We start from the raw sequence: 17,898 nt of genomic DNA on the forward strand, positions 1-17,898 counted from the left end.
TATATGTTAAAAAAACTCGGTTTAGCAGTCCTCACTGCATCAACACTTCTAGTAGGAAGCTCTATTACGGCAAGCGCTGATTCTACTGTAAATTACGATCATTTGCTCTCGGCAGGGACCACTAACGCTTTTCTGGCCATGGAAGATGGATCTTCATTTTACGCAACGGGAAGTAACGGCAATGGCAAGCTCGGTGTAGGCAATGGCGGAGGGAATAATAAAACAAGTCCGATGCAAGCAGATGTATCTGACATCGCTATGATTGATGCTGGTGATTTGCACTCAACCTTGCTCAAAAAAGACGGAACGATCTGGTCTTGGGGTTTTGCAAGTTACGGCGAGCTAGGGACCGGGAACAAGCGGGATACAGCAAGAGTCCCTGTGAAAAACAAATATATTGATCATGTTAAGGAAGTGAGAGCGGGAGGTCAATTTACGCTTGCCCTCAAAAACGACGGCACGGTGTGGGCTTATGGAGAAAATAATTTTGGACAACTGGGCATTGGCACAAAAGGGGCTTCCGCCTTTTCCGTTAAGCCTGTTCAGGTACAAGGCTTAGAAGATATTGTAGCCATTGACGCTGGTGATAGCTTTGGCGCCGCTCTGGACAAAAACAATCAGTTATGGGTATGGGGACGTGGCTTTGATGGCGCTCTGGGACAGGATGATAAAGAAAACCAGCTTACCCCTGTTCAATACCGAATTGATGATATCAAAAACTTTACCGCTGGAGCTGACCGCATTTATGTGTTAACGAATAGCGGAGAAGTATACGCTTCCGGTAGCAATACTTCGGGTAAGCTGGGGGATGGAACCTCTACCTTTAGAAGATCCCCCGTATTGATTAATATTTCCGATGTAAATAGACTGAAAGCAGGCAAAACCCAAACTTTCGCACTGAAAAATGACGGAACCCTTTGGGGGTGGGGAACCAATAATGAAGGACAAGTAGGTGATGGGACTGATGTGTTTTCGATTAAAGTCCCGACTCAGGTTGTAGATGAGATGAATACGCCTCTAACCGATGTAGTCGCTTTCAGTGCAGCAGGCAACCATTCGCATGCTTTGACAGCCGATGGAACAGTCTGGTCCTGGGGATTTAACAGAAATGGTGAACTGGGCATTGGCAATACCAAGCAACAAAATGCAGCCACTAAAACCAATTTCCCTAATCCATTTTCGAAATAAATAATATTTTTAGTATATTGTTCAAGAAATACGCATAGTCTCTTATGATTATCGAATCCAAAAGAGCAACAAGTAGCAGTTCATCAACTCTACTTGTTGCTTTTTATGTTCACATTTATGAGCTTGAGCTTCTTAATTACATCCACACTATTGTTATGTATGAACAGAAGCGCTTCGCGGCTTCTGAAAGACGGCGAGAAAATTCATTTACAGAGCTAAGGCCTCTTCCGTGATCTTTTTAATATCAATGGATGAAGGCGTTTCTTCCTTAACCATATCCGGCAGGATATTTTCCAAAAAATACTCAACGCATTTCAAATTAATATTTTTGATTTTTACTAGCGCATTGCGATACATCACGATAAATTCCTTTTCGGTATTCCCCCGCTGAAGTTCGGCAAACGCTTCATACACCTGATCCATTTTATCCGCTACTTCTAAAATTAAGCCTTCAACAGAATCATCTTTACCTTCTCTTAGCTGCTTGCGGAAAATGGCTTTAAAATCCTCGGGAATATTCTCTTCTATAAAATACTCAATCATACCCTCTTCGACTTGCTGGATTAATAACCGTAGTTCCTTGGAGGAATGCTTAACAGGCGTTTTAATGTCTCCAATAAAAATCTCGCCGTAATCGTGACTGCTGGTAATCTCGTATAGCTTTTTCCAATCAATATTGAGGCCGTTTCTCTCTTCGATATCAGCCAGGGTTTTGGCATATTGTACTACTTTCCAGGAATGAGCCGATACACTATGTTCCTCGAATTTAAACTTGCCTGGACAACGAATAATTCTCTCCAACTCATTTAGCGATCGAAAATAGGTGTGAATTCCCATCAATACATCCATCCTTTAACGGTATGAAATAGTAGATATAAACCAACTATAAACCTCAACTATTAACAGCAGATTATCGCAATATCAAGTTGATTCTTTCACATATAGCACATAAACAAATTTTGCTATACACTTTATATAAAAAAGTTAAAAGTGGTGAAATCGTTGTTTAAAATCTTGCTGATTGAAGATGATGAAACTTTGTTCCATGAAATAAAGGACAGGTTAACTCAATGGGCCTATGATGTGTACGGCATCCGGGATTTTAGTAAAGTCATTCAAGAATTCACAACGATAAAGCCCGATCTGGTCGTGATTGATATTCAATTGCCGAAATTTGATGGTTTTCATTGGTGTCGAATGATTCGATCCCACTCTAACGTCCCGATTATCTTCTTATCATCGCGGGATCACCCTACAGATATAGTAATGTCAATGCAGCTTGGAGCGGATGATTTTATCCAAAAACCCTTCCATTTTGATGTACTGATTGCAAAATTACAAGCGACACTTCGCCGTGTATATAATTACAATACCGAACCTGTTTCCCTGAAAACATGGCGTGGAGCGACGGTCGATTATGAAAAAAATGTAGTAGCCAATGAGGCTGGCTCCATCGAATTAACCAAGAACGAGATTTTTATTTTGAAGCTGCTGATTGAACAAAAAAATAAAATTGTCACACGAGAGGAATTAATTAAAAGCCTCTGGGATGATGAACGTTTTGTCAGCGACAATACCCTGACCGTCAACTTGAACCGCCTGCGTAAAAAATTGGACGAGTTGGATTTGGGCTGTTTCATTGAAACAAAAGTGGGGCAAGGCTACATGGCTACAGAAGAGGCACCTGCCTATGATTAAAAAATACCTTACAGAGAGGCGGAGCTGGATTCTACTTTTTGTATGCCAACAAATGCTGATCCTTCTCATTGCTTATGTGGATACGGCCATCCCGTTAATGCCGATCCTGTATGTCGTTTTCTTATCTATGTTGGTTTTCCTGGTTTTTTTAATCGTTCGCTATCCCAAGGAAACCAAGTTCTATAGGGCCTTGGAAGAATGGGAGGGGCCTCTCCAATTAACCGGAATGGGCGAACCTGAAAGTCCATTTGAGCGAATCATTGAACACAAAATTGTCCATCAGACCGAACGACTACAACAGATGATCTCGCAAAATCAATTGACTCTGGAACACGAAAAGGATGAACTGTTATCATGGATTCATGAGGTGAAAACACCTTTAACCGCTATGCATTTGATGATTGAGCGACTGGATGACAAATCTCTTAAGGCTCAGCTAACTTATGAATGGCTGCGAATTCATTTACTGCTGGACCAACAGTTGCACCAGAAGCGCATATCTTTTATTGAAAACGATTTGTACGTCGAGCAAGTAGATTTAAAATCTCTGGTTTTTAAAGAGATCAAAGCATTACAGTCATGGTGCATCCAAAAAGGGATCGGTTTTGACATCCGACTTGAGCACATAGAAGTGCTAAGTGATGCCAAATGGCTAGCTTTTATCATCAGACAGCTCTTAACCAATGCCATCAAATATAGCGATGCCAGTGATATTATCATTCACAGCTATGAACATAAGGATCGAATACAGCTTGAGGTTCAAGACTTTGGGCGTGGGATTGATCCGAAGGATATACCTCGTATTTTCGAGAAAGGTTTTACATCCACGACCCAACATTCCGATCATACTTCAACAGGCATGGGGTTATATTTAACGAAAAAGGCAGCGCAGTCCTTGCTCATACATATAGATGTGCACTCCAAACCGAACACGGGTACTACCTTCACTTTAATTTTCCCCAAACGAAATGATTTCGTAAGTATGATGAGCATGTGACAGAGATGTCACATGCTTTTATGTATTGTTCGCCCAATCAAGGGAAAAGCATCGGCACGATTTTTATAATAAGGCTACAAGAACAATAAGGAGTGCATCGAAGTGAATATTTTAGAAGCCCATAAGATTCACAAAAGCTATGGTAATAAGCTAAATATGCAGGAGGTTTTGAAGGGAATAGATATCGTTATTGAGGAAGGTGAATTTGTCAGTATTATGGGAGCCTCCGGTTCAGGTAAAACCACTCTGCTAAATGTCCTTTCCTCCATTGATAAAGTAAGCCACGGTTCCATTAAGATCAATGATATCGAAATGACGAAAATGAAAGAAAAGCAACTGGCTGAATTCCGCAAACAGCATTTAGGCTTTATTTTTCAAGAGTATAATCTGCTGGATACGCTCACCGTGAAGGAGAATATCCTTTTGCCCCTATCTATCACCAAAACGCCTAAAAAAGAGGCCAACCGAAGATTTCAGGAGGTGGCTACAGAGCTGGGGATTTATGAGCTCAAGGACAAGTATCCCAATGAAATTTCGGGTGGACAGAAACAGCGTACATCTGCGGCTAGAGCGTTTATTCATGAGCCTACGATTATTTTTGCCGATGAACCTACGGGTGCGCTTGATTCGAAGTCGGCTTCTGATCTATTAAACAAGCTGGGTCAGCTGAACCAAAAGCGCAAAGCAACTATTATTATGGTCACGCATGATCCTGTTGCAGCCAGCCATTGCAGCCGAGTCATTTTTATGAAGGATGGGCAAATGTATACGCAGCTTCATAAAGGCGTGCAGGAAAGGCAAAGCTTCTTCCAGGATATCATGAAAACCCAAGCAGTCTTAGGCGGGGTCCAATATGAACATTAATCTGCTCATTCTAAAGAATTTGAAAAAAAACCTGAAAAATTATTACCTTTATGTTTTTGCTCTCATTTTCAGTGTTGCGCTCTATTTCGCCTTTGTCACATTACAATACGATCCCTCCATGGACGAAGTGAAGGGCTCTGTTAAAGGCGCAGCTTCTATACGGGCAGCATCCGTCTTACTGGTCGCTATTGTATGCATTTTCCTTTTGTATGCTAATAATATTTTTATAAAAAGACGCAGTAAAGAAATTGGCCTATTTCAACTGATCGGAATGACAAAAAGTAAAATTTTTCGCATTCTAAGTGCTGAAAACTTAATTTTATACTTCGGTTCTCTTTTCGTTGGAATTGGGGTTGGATTTTCTTTTTCCAAATTAGTGATCATGATTTTATTTAAGACGACGGGCGTCGAGGCTATTGCCACTCTATATTTCTCGAACCAAGCACTGACTCAAACACTCATCGTTTTTGTTGTCATCTACTTGCTGATTATGGTCATGAATTACTCTTTTATCAAAAGACAAAGTATTTTGTCTTTGTTCCGAGTGACCTCAACCACCGAAGGGAAAATCAAGAAAATAACGACCTTTGAGATGATTATCGGGATCATTGGCGTCTCACTCATCGCGTTAGGTTACTATGTTTCCTCCAGATTATTTGGTGGAGACTTTACATCCCTAAATGAGCTATTTATGGCAATGGTGTTTATTTTGGGCTCTGTCATCATCGGAACATTTCTCTTTTATAAAGGGTCCATCCGCTTTATTTCCAATATCATCAGAAAAAGTAAAGGCGGCTACTTAAACATTCATGAGGTGCTGTCCCTCTCATCCATTATGTTCCGCATGAAATCCAATGCTTTGTTGTTAACCATTATTACGACAGTATCGGCACTTGCTATCGGTTTACTATCCTTAAGCTATATCGCCTATTATTCTGCGGATCAAGCAGCTGAGGATAATGTACCTTCCCATTTTGCCATGACGAATGTGCCGGATGCGGAGAAATTCAAAGCGTTACTTCATGAGCATGATATACAGTATCGAGAAAAGAAAATTGAAGTGATTCAAGTCAGTGTGAAGACAGCGCAAATTATGGAGACTCCTATGGAACAATTAAATAAGGGTGCGGATTTCACGACACTGCCTGTCGTAAGCGACCGATCTGTGGAGGATACGGATGTATCTCCAGGCCAAACGGTTTTAACGGGCTATAATGATATGTTACAGAAATTCATGTCCTTGAAAGACTTTGGACCCTTGGATTTGAAGGGGAAAACAGAAGTCATACCTCAACAATATGTGGGTCTAAAAAAGGATTATGTGATTCCCTACTATTTTGCAGCTGGGGGAGTACCCACTGTCATTGTAGACGAAACCATTTTTGAGCGGTTAAAGAAAGATGTAAATCCAGAGATCCAAAAGAAGTCATCCTTATATATTGGAATTGATATGCTAAACTCAGCGCAGATTGAAGAAGCCGATCGCCTCTTTGCAGCTGCCAATTTTAATGATCAACAAACATCACAGCTTGAAATGAGCAGTAATCAGAAGAGAAATATGGGAGTGATCATGTTTGTCGTTGGCTTTTTGGGACTCACCTTTCTCATTACATCAGGCTGCATCCTTTATTTTAAGCAAATGGATGAGAGCGAAGACGAAAAGGCCAATTATACTGTATTGAGAAAGTTAGGCTTCACCCAAAGTGACCTGCTGCGAGGCATTAAAATAAAACAACTCTTTAACTTCGGCATTCCGTTAGTGATCGGCCTATCACACAGCTATTTCGCCGTCCAATCCGGCTGGTTCTTGTTTGGGACCGAAGTTTGGATGCCTATGATCATCGTGATGGTACTGTACACAGCCTTATATTCCATCTTTGGAGTGCTATCCATTCTGTATTATAAAAAGGTCATTAAATCAGCATTATAACTGGCAAAAAATCAAAAAATGCCCTCAGCACAGGTGCCGGGGGCTTTTCCAAATATTTGAGCATTTTTGTTCCTGCGTGTACAATAAAATAACTATCATCGTAACCCCAAGGGGGGGGGGAGCTTATTTTATTATTAATCATCAATGGCATCGGCATCATAGCGAATATTATACTGGGTTCCTTTATAGGCGTGGCTATTTTTATGGGAATCGTTTTTTTTCTGATTGGCTTGCCTGAGTTTAAAAAATCGCCAAAACTTACGAAAAAGGCCAAAAAAGATATCATCTACATTATGTCAACACTATTAACTCTTCTTATATTCGTAGTTATTGTTTCTTGGAATATTCATACTTCAGGTGACCTGTTTCTTGAAGGTCCGCTAACACCGCAAATGAAGCTTCACTGGGGGCAAAAGGTATTGATACTAGGGTTACTGGAGGGCCTATGGGCTGTTATCACCCTAAAATGGCTGTTGCCCATCTTTTTTGATCCCCTGGATCTCAGCAAGAAGCAAATCCTTGTTTTAGTGAGCGGAATTGCATTTAGTGTGGTTTCAGGCATCTATGCCATGCTTGATGCCAGTTAAAAAGTCTCGCCCTTCTCTGTTACGGACAGGAAGAGTGAGACTTTGTTATTGATGGCTTCCCTCTAGGGAGACTCGTGTGAATGCTTAGCGCAAAGGCTCAAACCCTTCTGTTTGCTTCAGAATCTGCTCAATTTCCGCGCAGGTCTCCGGTTGCAAAGTCACCTCGACTGCTTTCACATTTTCTTCGATTTGTGCCGGTTTAGTAGCCCCAATCAGTGCAGCGCTGATCCCCGGTTCTCTCAGAATCCAGGCAAGCGCGAGTTGTGACAAGGTGATACCCAAGTCCTTCGCCAGCTGATCCAGCTCCTGAACGCAGTTTAGAACAGTATCGTTCATATAACTGCTGATGACATTATTGACAGAGGCATCAGCCCCGCGGCTACCCGTCGGTATAGGCTGTCCCGGCTTGTATTTACCTGTGAGGACGCCTTGGGCCAGAGGTGAAAATACAATTTGGCCGATGCCTACCTGACCGGATACGGGAAGTACCTCATGCTCGATATAACGCTCGAACATATTATAGATCGGCTGATTGGCAATCAGCGGGCGCAGATTCAGCCGTTTTCCAATACCATAGGCATCCGTGAGCTGGGCAGCACTCCATTCACTAACCGCAGCATACAGGATCTTGCCTTGAGCTTGAAGATCATCAAGCGCCCGCAGTGTCTCTTCCAACGGAGTGTCTGGATCATAACGATGGCAGAAGTACATGTCGATATAATCTGTGCCGAGGCGCTTCAAACTCGCCTCACATTGCTCCATAATGTGCTTGCGTGACAGCCCTCTGTCATTGGGACCAGAATCCATAGGAAAGAAAACCTTGGTAGAAAGTACATAGCTCTCTCTTCGATAAGGCTTCAAAGCGGCTCCCATAGCCTTCTCGCCTTCTCCACGGTTATACGCGTTCGCGGTATCAAAGAAATTGATTCCAAGTTCAAAGGCTTTGGCAATACAGGTATGAGCTGCTTCCTGCTCGGCGGCTGTACCGTACGTTAACCAGCTCCCCAGTCCGATTTCGCTAATTTTAAGACCGCTATTGCCTACATTTCTATATCTCATATCTACTCCTTCTTTCCTAAGAAGCTCGCATTTTTATATATTTTAGCATGTAAACCCTTTCATTAAAACAAATAATAAAGGACTCATGGAGTTACATGAAGGACATCTACCACCCTGACTGCTAGGGTGGTAGATACCGTAGTCTCATAATCTCAAATCATGTCTACTTGCTTCCTACAGGAAAAAGCGCATCATATGCAGGACAAGGCAGTTTGTCGAGAAACTCCTGAAGCTGCTTCGGTTTATTTTTGTAAATATCCTTTAGGGACGTTCCGTTATAAATATTACCGATGACCACAGGATGACAAAGTTCACAGATTAGAATATCCCCGTTCCCGTGAAGATGAAGCTGCTTCTTACCATCAACACAGTTGGAAAAATATACACCTGGCTCTTCCTTGAAGCCCAGCTCCTGAGCAAAACGGTCCATACAGGTGAAATACAGCACGGTATCGTCTTTTTTATGAGCGATCAGGTCATGAACGGAACGGACAAGTGCTTCCTTGGTGGAGATCGCGTTCCAATTCGTATGATCCATCACAATGCTGTTTTGGATTTCGTGGATGCGCACACCGAGTTCGTATACTTTTTCACTGATTGCTGGCATATTGTTCTGTGTCTCTGCAAATAGCAAAGTTTCCAGCACCGTTTCCAACTTGGCTTCGGTACACAACCGAATATTTTGAACGATTTTCTCATACATGCGAGGGTGAACATGATAATACTGTGCATATTTATCGGCATCCGTAAAGTTGAAGGAGATATGAATGTTGGAAAGCCCCGCGTCACGCAGCTTCTCAATTCGTTCAGGGCTGAGCAAGCTGGCATTGGTATTGAGCTGGGTAGCGATTCCTTTGCTCGAACAGTGAGCCACAATATCCAGACAGTCCTCATACTTCAAGGTCACTTCTCCCCCGGACAGTCGCACACGTTTTAACGTTGGAATATCATCAATGATACTTTTGACCTCTTTACTGCTAATGCATTGTCCGTCGTTCCGCTGATATGCGCAGCAGTAATCACACTTGAAGTTGCAATTAGAGGTGACCCCGACTTCCAGTCCCTCTAGCTCATAAATGCCCGGCTTCTCCAGCTCAAGTGCTTTATATTTATTCTCTATACTCACTTTCTTATTGTCCTCCCGATCTCAGGCTTGTGTCTTGAATTCCCTTGAGATTATACAGAATGGGAGCGGTTTGTAGATATGACATTGGTAACGGTGAGCTTACTTTACCGGAGTAAGAAATTCTTTATCTATATACTTATAAGTCTCAAATAAACCTTGAGAGCCATAAGGCACATCTAATTCATGTCCATTTAAAGTAATATAGGATTGCCCTGTTACAGCTAACTCCTGATGAAAGGGATCTATCTTTTTAATGTTTTCTACATTTGTAAATGAAAAAACCCATATCTCAGCATTCGTAGCTAAGTCACCCGCTGCAATGACTAATTCGTTGGTTCCATCATGATCAAAATCGTAAACGCTCGCTTGAAACCTATAGCCTGCTTTCAATTCACCAAACTCGTCAAAGGCTTCCGATTCTCCAGTTGAAGACAAGTCGAGTGGCCAACCTGTAGACTCGGAAGGGAATACCACCAATGTTTTCACTCCGTTAGGATGATCCATCCCTAATACGAGTTCAGCCTTAGTTGCCCCCATTTGAAGGGGTAACTCCACATCAGGTTGGCCTGACGTCCAATCTGCATGAACTAACGAATTTCCCTCTTCTGAACGTATTATAGCTTTTTCTTTAGATACGACCACTTTCATAGATTGGCCTGCATCAGTTGCATCTTCCTTCTTCTCTTCAGAATTTATCGGTTGCTCGGAGGACATATTTTTGGAGATTGAGGCTTTTGAAAATGAATCCGTATTCTTCTCTTGATGGGTTCCACATGCTGTCACAATCAGCAATAAAAACAAAAACATTATAGACGATGTTTTTCTCATAAATTTCAAAACCCGTTCCTTCCTCATTTGTTCTTATATTCCATAAACAATGGTGCTATGTAATTTCCATAGATAATAATAACATATATTGAATAGTGCTCTTGAATCCGACACATCTCCTACAATTGTGATCAATATGTGAACTGGGCATAGTTCTCCTTTCCAAATCCATACTGAATATATCTGTTGGTAATGGAGGCGGAAGATCGTGGACAAAAGGATGAATCTGCTTATGTTCAGCGGCGATTATGATAAAGCTATGGCTGGACTGATTTTGGCCAATACAGCTCGGGAGCTGGATGTCGAGGTTACGATGTTTTTTGCATTCTGGGGATTATCATTGGTTCGTGATCCCGATAAAATGACGCTTGAGGACAAGACCATTTACGAGAAACTTATGGATCTGGTGACTCCCAAGGGGCCTGAAGCTTTACCGCTATCCCATATGAATTTTAGCGGTCTGGGCAAGCTGATGCTGACGGAAATGCTGGAAGACAATGAGGCACCGAAGCTGATCCATTTCCTGAAAGGAGCCCGGAAGAAAAACGTCAAATTTTATGCCTGCAAGCTATCGGTGGATATTATGGGTTTTAAACCGGAAGAATTCATCCCTGAACTGGAAATTATCGAGGCAAAAACGTATCTAAAAGATGCGCTTGAGTCGGATATGCAGCTTTTTATCTAATATATCCTCATGCCTTATCCTGCTATTGGATGAGGCTTTTTATTTTGACTAAATGATGACATTCGCCTATTTTTTTTAACCTATTCCAGCCTCCCTACGTACCCTAAGAAGATAGAACGACTTGGGAGGCGCCGTATGCTCATGGCTCGAATCGGAAGTAGTAACTGTAGGTATCAGCCTTCTAACGAGGCTTATTTCCAAAAGTATCGCGAAAATACAATCGGTTATCACCAGACCTTTGAATCTCCATATGGGCTTAAAAAGCTGATTTATGCGGATTGGGCAGCCAGCGGTCGTCTGTATGGCCCCATCGAGTCGAAAATAGTTCATGAATTAGGTCCATTTGTGGCGAACACGCATACGGAGTCTAATTTGACAGGTACTCTAATGACCCAAGCCTATGAAAAAGCAAAACAAATCATTAAGAACCACATTCATGCCAATGAACATGATATCATTCTATTCGCCGGGTCCGGGATGACAGGTGCGGTGAATAAGCTTCAGCGACTATTAGGATTGAAAATACATGAAAAATTAAAGCCCCTCTACCCCATCGCTAAAAAAGACCGTCCCGTTATTTTTGTTACACACATGGAGCATCATTCCAATCATATTTCCTGGGCAGAAACCATTGGAGACGTTGTGTGTCTTCCTCCAGGTCCTGGAGGAATGGTCGATCCAGCTCATCTCGAACGACTGCTGCTTCAATTTCAGCATCGCCCGATCAAGATTGGCGCTTTTACCGCCTGCTCCAATGTTACAGGGTTTGAAGTGCCGATTCACCAGCTATCCCGCAAAATGCATGAACATGGCGGCGTATGTTTCGTTGATTTTTCGGCAAGCGCACCTTATGCGGAGATCGACATGCACCCTACAGATCCCCTTGAGAAACTGGACGGAATTGTATTTTCCCCTCACAAATTCCTTGGTGGCCCCGGTACAAGCGGCGTTCTCATTATGGATTCGCGGCTGTGCCTCCATTGTGCTCCCGATCAACCCGGGGGCGGTACGGTGAGTTGGACCAATCCTTGGGGTGGATACGAGTATAAAGATAGTATTGAAGCACGCGAGGATGGAGGGACCCCTCCTTTTCTACAGGCTGTTCGAACCGCGCTCTGTATTCAGCTGAAGGAACAAATGGGATACAGCCGCATGTTGGAGCGTAAAAAGGAGCTGACCTCATTATTGCTAAAAGGCTTGGGCACCATACCAGGTCTGCATATTTTGGGAGGAAACAGCCAAGATCGGCTGGGAATCGTTTCTTTCGTTGTCGGTCATATTCACTATAACCTGATTGTAAAACTACTAAATGATCGATTTGGCATTCAGGTCCGAGGCGGCTGTTCATGTGCAGGCCCCTATGGACATTATTTGCTGGGCATCGACCAGCAAGCATCTAAGCAAATGACAGACCTGATTCATGAGGGAGACTTATCTCGAAAGCCGGGCTGGGTGCGTCTGTCGCTTCATCCCATGATGACCAATCAGGAAGTCTCCTATATTGTCTCTTCCATACGGGCTATCATGGAAAACATCATAACCTGGCAAAAAGATTATACCTATCAACCGGAATCAAACGAATGGCGATCTATGAATGAACATCACAAAATAGACATCAGCAAATGGTTCAACTTTAGCAATTAAAAGACTCTTGTCCGTTTCCTTCTTTCAAAATACTCATAAGCTACACTGTAAGATTACTATATGAGGAAAGAAGGGGCGACAATGGGTGTCAATTTTCGCAACAGCACCAATGCGGCTATCTTTCTAGTTTTTGCCTATCCGGACTTCAGCTGTACTCCTGTTAACTACTCTAAAGCAGGCTGGTTTCGTGTGAACCCCGGTCAAACGATTCAAGTATGGAGCGGCTTCGCCGGAGGTAATACGTTTTTCTATTATGCCGAGGACGACTTTGGACGTACATGGCGAGGTTCATACTTCACTCAAGTTCCTGAAAATGCCTTCGATTGGTGCTGGGATACAGGCTGTACCACTTGTAGAAACGTGGGACTGCGGAGAATTGCGGTTAGCCCGTTCGTCTTGAACTATACTATCGACTTTATAACAAGCAGCAGTCAAAGAAAACCTGCATCAACCACACTCCGCATGACGCTGCCTTCCAAAGCAACTCAAGAGAAACCTATCTTGCGCAGAGTTCCTGCAAAACCTAAGAGACTAAAACAAGGAAAGCCTCTCCTGCAAAGACGCATCACGCATAAAAAACGGACCAAATAAACAATGATCTGATCGGCCCCACCTGTACAGATTATTTAGAACCAAAAAAGGAGCGACCTCCTCACATGGTCTGCTCCTTTATCTTTCTCGATACTGAGGTCAATCCGCCTATTTGTTCTCGGATTCCCACTTGGATATCTCTTCACGCACCCGTGGCGCTACTTCTGTTCCCAATAATTCAATAGCTCTCATGACATCATCATGCGGCATCGTGCCGACGGGCACATGCAATAGAAACCGTGTAATGCCTACCTGTTTACGGAGGTGAATGATTTTCTTGGCTACCGTATCAGGATCGCCCACATATAATGCTCCTTCAAAGCTGCGCGCGGCATCGAAGCTGGAACGAGTATAAGGACCCCAACCACGTTCACGCCCAAGCACATTCATGCTCTGCTGAGTGGAAGGGAAAAACTTATCCGCTGCAAGCTCGGTAGTCTCCGCGATAAAACCATGCGAGTGGGATGCAACTGGAAGCAGCGATGTATCATGACCTGCATGTTTAGCTGCCTTTTTGTACAACTCCACCAATGGTGCAAACTGCATAGGGCTGCCTCCAATAATGGCAAGCACCAACGGCAATCCAAGCAAGCCCGCACGAACCACTGATTCCTGATTGCCTCCACTCCCAATCCATACAGGCAAAGGATTTTGCACCGGACGCGGGTACACGCCCAAATTGTTGATTGCGGACCGATGTCCGCCTTTCCAGGTCACTTTTTCGGATTCACGTATTTTCAATAACAGCTCCAGCTTTTCATCAAACAACTCATCGTAGTTATCCAGGTCATATCCAAACAATGGGAACGATTCTATAAAAGAACCTCGGCCTGCCATAATCTCAGCTCGTCCATTCGAAATACCGTCCAGCGTAGCAAAGTCCTGAAACACACGCACCGGATCATCCGATGAAAGCACCGTAACCGCACTAGTTAGGCGAATTCGTTGGGTTTGTGCCGCAGCAGCAGCCAGTATAACAGCCGGAGCAGATGCTGCATAATCTTTACGATGATGCTCTCCCACGCCGTACACATCCAGTCCTACCTGATCAGCAAGTACAATTTCCTCGACCACTTCACGTATCCGTTGTGCGTGACTGATGACCTCACCGGTTTGGGGATCCGGTGTTGTTTCTACAAACGTGCTTATACCTATCTCCACTTATGCTACCCCCTATTGTATGTTTCACTTTTATTCGGCTGCTTCCAAAGTAAATCATTTTAAAAACCGATATCTTTATATTGAACCTTTTTCACATCTTTTTCAAGCTCTCCTTTTCTAAGTCTGAAAATCAGGCGAGAGAAGTGCCGAGATCCACGCAGGAAAAGCAGTCTCTTTGTCGAATTTATGGTATGGAATAAATAAGATTTCCATCCCCACACCATGAAAACAACAAGGAGGCACATACATTATGGCTTTTGTCATTAATAATTTAAAGGATAACAGCAATGTTGCCATCACTGACCAATTAGGTGGATTTACGGTACTGGAATACATAACAGATTTGAGTTGCACCTCGGTTGCAGCTGCAAAAGACAATTACTATATGAGCAAAAGTAACATGCGCCGCAAGCAGCTCATGATCGAAATCAATAATAGTGAGATTATGATGAGGGCAGGTGCCATGCAATATACTGTAGGCAGCATGGAAATGACTACCGGTGTAAAAGGCGTCGGAGGCTTAATGCGAAACCTGGTATCCGGTGCTGTAACGGGGACAGGTGCTATTAAACCGCATTATAAAGGCACGGGGACCATTATGCTGGAGCCTACCTACCAATATATTTGGCTCATTGATGTGGATAATGATGACATTGCCATCGAAGACGGATTGTTTTTAGCTTGCGACACCACGCTGGACATATCCGTCGTTGCACGCAGTAATCTTTCTTCTGCTGCACTGGGCGGAGAAGGGTTATTTAATTTAAGCGCCCGTGGAAAAGGAGTGCTGGCACTTCAAGCGCCGATCCCTTCTGATGAAGCGGTCGTTATAGAATTGCAAAATGATGTGCTCAAGGTGGATGGCAACTTTGCCCTTATGTGGTCCAACACCCTACAGTTCACCGTCGAAAAATCGGGAAAAACCAAAATGGGCTCGGCCGCTTCCGGCGAAGGGCTGGTTAATGTATACAGGGGAACCGGAACTGTATGGCTAGCACCACTATGACATCTATGTGGGCATGAGCATTGGAAGCCCAATGATGCCAAATGCTAGTAAAAAAGGATAAGCCTCGGCTTCTCCTTTTTTTAATCCTCATGGAACTGAATAGTTTCTCTGCTGTACACTTTAATTCTTTTTGACAAACTCCGATTTTAGCTTCATTGCTCCAAAACCATCGATTTTGCAATCAATATTGTGATCGCCTTCCACCAAACGGATATTTTTTACTTTGGTGCCGATTTTCAAGACGGAAGAGCTTCCCTTCACTTTAAGGTCTTTAATGACCGTTACAGAGTCACCATCCTTTAGAATGTTACCATTCGCATCTTTGACGACTTTTACATCTTCACTGCTTACAGATTCTGACTCGGCAGACCACTCATGAGCGCATTCCGGGCAAATGAACAGACTGCGGTCCTCATAGGTGTACTCTGAATTACACTCAGGACAGTTTGGCAAATTAGACATGGTATTATGTACTCCATTCATATATTATTTCTATTCCAAGCCTACCTTGGAGTTCCCTACAAGTATATTGGATAATCAGTCGCGGTTCCACTTATGAATGTAACTAAACAGATGCTAACCTTCCTAGGTAGCATCCGTTTTTGACAGTACGGTTATTATGCTTGAATTTGCTTGACTAGTTCACTAATCCCTTGGTTAAGCGGTGTAAGGGGACGCTTCAACAGCTTCTCTAAATCGTTGCTTGCGACATCCAAGGCTCCTTCGCGAATCGCCTGTTGAATGCCTACCACAATAGGGATGGCACCTTCCGGTACTCCCGCACCGAGCATAATCTCGGCATACGCAGCATCGTCCACTTGCTGTACAGGAACGTCTTTACCTAGGACCTCGGCAAGTATGGCTGCCAACTCTTCTTGGGTAATCGGCTTACCGGAGAGCTCGTATATGGTATTCTCATGCCCTTCGCCAGACAACACGGCTGCAGCCGCTTCCGCGTAATCAGCACGGGTTGCCCAACCTACTTTACCGGACCCTGCCGAGGTTAGCCATGGAGCTCCCGCGAGTACGGATTGGATCGTGCCTGCTTCATTCTCAAGATACCAATTATTACGCAAGAAGGAATAAGGAATACCCGACTCACGTATGAACTCCTCCGTAATACGATGTACAGGTGCAAGGAATAGAGTGCTGTCAGCGGCATTGGCAGCACTGGTATACGCGATGAAGCCCACTCCCGCACGCACAGCAGCATCAACAGCCGCTTTATGCTGACGAATTCTAGTATCATTATCTCCGTCTGCGGATATAATCAACAGTCGGTCTACACCAGCAAATGCCTGATCCAGCGTTTCCGGCTTATCAAAATCGCCATGACGAACGTCAACGCCACGATTACGTAACCCCTCGGCTTTTTCCGGATTTCTTACGCTAACAATAAGATCTTGTGCCGGAACGGATGCAAGCAATGTATCTACCACAATGGCCCCCAGCTGCCCCGTTGCTCCTGTTAATGCGATTTTCATACGAAATCCTCCATTCATATTTTTATTTACTTTTATATAGTAACTAAAAATATGATACATGTCTAATTTAGAGTCTAAAGGTATGCTTTACGGGTAAGGGTTGGTAACCCTGGTAACCCAGACCTTCCACAAAGAGAGGAATATGTATATGAAGAAAGCTATGGTCATTGTAAATCCCTCTTCCGGCAAAGAGGAGTCCCTCCAACATGTCAGAAACGTAGAAGAAATTCTACGTGAGCAAGGATACGCTGTTACAGTCGAAGAGACGGCACGAGAACTTGATGCCACCCGTTTTTGCGTCACTGCTTGTCAGGAAACTTATGATCTAGTCGTTTCCCTCGGTGGAGATGGCACGCTCCACGAAACCATTAATGGTTTCATGGATCAAGACCATCGTCCAAAACTGGGGGTCATCCCTCTTGGGACGGTCAATGATTTTGCCCGTGCCTTACAAATTCCGCTAAATCCCGAACTGGCGATCCGTACACTCACTTCTGCTCGCGTGAAAGCCGTAGATATGGGCCTCTTAAACGGTCGAATGTTTGCAAATGTTGTTGCCACTGGCTCGCTTGCCGAATCGCTATCCGCTGTGTCGTCAGACGATAAATCCATGTTTGGCACATTTGCCTACATTAAAGAAGGTATGAAAGAACTGATCAACCATCCTGCCCATCCGCTTATCGTTCGCTATGATGACAAGACTTGGGAAGGCGAATCCCCACTCTTTCTTGCTGCTTTAACCAACTCAGTTGGCGGATTTGAGAAACTGGTGCCCGGGGCAGCTGTTGATGATGGCCTGCTTCACTGCTTTATTTTCAAAAACCTCAATATATTGAATACGGTGACAGCCAGTATATCCTTATTTTTAGGCAACTTGAAGGATCATAAAGACGTCGTTTACTTTACCGCAAAGCATGTAAGTGTCAGCTCCGCAGAATCGGTCAGTACGAATGTAGATGGTGAGGAAGGACCGTCTTTGCCTATTGAGGTTCGTATTCTACCGCGTCATATCGAGGTGATTGTGCCTGAGGAGTCTGAGTAATACGGTGC

Annotated in this window: 18 protein-coding genes; 11 read left to right on the forward strand and 7 right to left on the reverse strand. The window is 43.6% G+C overall.

Annotated elements, in window-relative coordinates; genetic code table 11:
- Window positions 1-3: 3 nt before the first annotated feature.
- Window positions 4-1,188, forward strand: coding sequence for an RCC1 domain-containing protein (locus MMB75_RS14275; RefSeq protein WP_045244756.1), 1,185 nt, complete (start codon window positions 4-6; stop codon window positions 1,186-1,188).
- A 207-nt stretch (window positions 1,189-1,395) separates the two neighbouring features.
- Here MMB75_RS14275 and MMB75_RS14280 read toward each other — a convergent pair whose 3' ends face one another.
- On the reverse strand, window positions 1,396-2,025 hold the full coding sequence (locus tag MMB75_RS14280) for a YfbR-like 5'-deoxynucleotidase (protein WP_019689016.1): 630 nt from the start codon (window positions 2,023-2,025) through the stop codon (window positions 1,396-1,398).
- A gap of 165 nt (window positions 2,026-2,190) precedes the next feature.
- On the opposite strand from MMB75_RS14280, the gene MMB75_RS14285 reads away from it, so the two are divergent.
- The 5 genes from MMB75_RS14285 (at window position 2,191) to MMB75_RS14305 (ending at window position 7,264) form a co-directional block, all read left to right on the forward strand.
- Window positions 2,191-2,886 carry a response regulator transcription factor gene (locus MMB75_RS14285; RefSeq protein ID WP_016822550.1) on the forward strand — a complete coding sequence of 232 codons (696 nt, stop codon included), beginning with the start codon at window positions 2,191-2,193 and terminating at the stop codon, window positions 2,884-2,886.
- The gene (locus tag MMB75_RS14290) at window positions 2,879-3,883 is read left to right on the forward strand and encodes a sensor histidine kinase (protein ID WP_045244757.1); all 1,005 of its coding nucleotides are present in this window, start codon (window positions 2,879-2,881) and stop codon (window positions 3,881-3,883) included. The genes MMB75_RS14285 and MMB75_RS14290 overlap by 8 nt, the downstream gene beginning before the upstream one ends.
- 102 nt (window positions 3,884-3,985) lie before the next feature.
- Window positions 3,986-4,747, forward strand: a complete 762-nt coding sequence (locus MMB75_RS14295; RefSeq protein WP_025366200.1) for an ABC transporter ATP-binding protein — start codon at window positions 3,986-3,988, stop codon at window positions 4,745-4,747.
- Complete coding sequence (locus MMB75_RS14300; RefSeq protein WP_045244758.1) at window positions 4,737-6,677, forward strand: ABC transporter permease; 1,941 nt, start codon at window positions 4,737-4,739, stop codon at window positions 6,675-6,677. Before MMB75_RS14295 ends, MMB75_RS14300 begins: the two co-directional genes overlap by 11 nt.
- Before the next feature lie 203 nt (window positions 6,678-6,880).
- A complete protein-coding gene (locus MMB75_RS14305; protein WP_277375998.1) occupies window positions 6,881-7,264 on the forward strand; it encodes a hypothetical protein in 384 nt (127 codons plus the stop codon).
- An 84-nt stretch (window positions 7,265-7,348) separates the two neighbouring features.
- Here the strand turns inward: MMB75_RS14305 and MMB75_RS14310 are convergent, their stop codons facing one another.
- The 3 genes from MMB75_RS14310 to MMB75_RS14320 all read right to left on the reverse strand — a co-directional run bounded on the left by MMB75_RS14310 (window position 7,349) and on the right by MMB75_RS14320 (window position 10,286).
- On the reverse strand, window positions 7,349-8,323 hold the full coding sequence (locus MMB75_RS14310) for an aldo/keto reductase family protein (protein WP_016822544.1): 975 nt from the start codon (window positions 8,321-8,323) through the stop codon (window positions 7,349-7,351).
- 163 nt (window positions 8,324-8,486) lie between these two features.
- The gene (locus MMB75_RS14315) at window positions 8,487-9,449 is read right to left on the reverse strand and encodes a radical SAM protein (RefSeq protein ID WP_123797831.1); all 963 of its coding nucleotides are present in this window, start codon (window positions 9,447-9,449) and stop codon (window positions 8,487-8,489) included.
- Window positions 9,450-9,548: 99 nt separating this feature from the next.
- Window positions 9,549-10,286, reverse strand: coding sequence for a hypothetical protein (locus tag MMB75_RS14320; RefSeq protein WP_123797832.1), 738 nt, complete (start codon window positions 10,284-10,286; stop codon window positions 9,549-9,551).
- 199 nt (window positions 10,287-10,485) lie between these two features.
- Between MMB75_RS14320 and MMB75_RS14325 the strand changes: the two genes are divergently transcribed.
- From MMB75_RS14325 to MMB75_RS14335, 3 genes are all read left to right on the forward strand, one after another.
- Window positions 10,486-10,962 carry a DsrE/DsrF/DrsH-like family protein gene (locus MMB75_RS14325; RefSeq protein WP_016822540.1) on the forward strand — a complete coding sequence of 159 codons (477 nt, stop codon included), beginning with the start codon at window positions 10,486-10,488 and terminating at the stop codon, window positions 10,960-10,962.
- Between the two features lie 135 nt (window positions 10,963-11,097).
- Window positions 11,098-12,606: an aminotransferase class V-fold PLP-dependent enzyme gene (locus MMB75_RS14330; protein ID WP_123797833.1), complete on the forward strand. Its 1,509-nt coding sequence runs from the start codon at window positions 11,098-11,100 to the stop codon at window positions 12,604-12,606.
- Between the two features lie 81 nt (window positions 12,607-12,687).
- A complete protein-coding gene (locus tag MMB75_RS14335) occupies window positions 12,688-13,197 on the forward strand; it encodes a DUF1036 domain-containing protein (protein WP_016822538.1) in 510 nt (169 codons plus the stop codon).
- A 108-nt stretch (window positions 13,198-13,305) separates the two neighbouring features.
- Here the strand turns inward: MMB75_RS14335 and MMB75_RS14340 are convergent, their stop codons facing one another.
- The gene (locus MMB75_RS14340) at window positions 13,306-14,358 is read right to left on the reverse strand and encodes an LLM class flavin-dependent oxidoreductase (RefSeq protein ID WP_090889133.1); all 1,053 of its coding nucleotides are present in this window, start codon (window positions 14,356-14,358) and stop codon (window positions 13,306-13,308) included.
- A 250-nt stretch (window positions 14,359-14,608) separates the two neighbouring features.
- Between MMB75_RS14340 and MMB75_RS14345 the strand changes: the two genes are divergently transcribed.
- The gene (locus tag MMB75_RS14345) at window positions 14,609-15,364 is read left to right on the forward strand and encodes an AIM24 family protein (protein WP_016822536.1); all 756 of its coding nucleotides are present in this window, start codon (window positions 14,609-14,611) and stop codon (window positions 15,362-15,364) included.
- A 120-nt stretch (window positions 15,365-15,484) separates the two neighbouring features.
- On the opposite strand, the gene MMB75_RS14350 is transcribed toward MMB75_RS14345, so the two are convergent.
- A complete protein-coding gene (locus MMB75_RS14350; RefSeq protein WP_025366208.1) occupies window positions 15,485-15,826 on the reverse strand; it encodes a zinc ribbon domain-containing protein YjdM in 342 nt (113 codons plus the stop codon).
- Window positions 15,827-15,981: 155 nt separating this feature from the next.
- Window positions 15,982-16,848: an SDR family oxidoreductase gene (locus MMB75_RS14355; RefSeq protein ID WP_090889139.1), complete on the reverse strand. Its 867-nt coding sequence runs from the start codon at window positions 16,846-16,848 to the stop codon at window positions 15,982-15,984.
- A gap of 148 nt (window positions 16,849-16,996) precedes the next feature.
- On the opposite strand from MMB75_RS14355, the gene MMB75_RS14360 reads away from it, so the two are divergent.
- Window positions 16,997-17,890: a diacylglycerol/lipid kinase family protein gene (locus MMB75_RS14360; RefSeq protein ID WP_123797834.1), complete on the forward strand. Its 894-nt coding sequence runs from the start codon at window positions 16,997-16,999 to the stop codon at window positions 17,888-17,890.
- Window positions 17,891-17,898: the final 8 nt, after the last annotated feature.

Origin of the sequence: Paenibacillus sp. P2(2022), from assembly GCF_029522175.1 — a bacterium.
GTDB classification, from domain to species: domain Bacteria; phylum Bacillota; class Bacilli; order Paenibacillales; family Paenibacillaceae; genus Paenibacillus; species Paenibacillus polymyxa.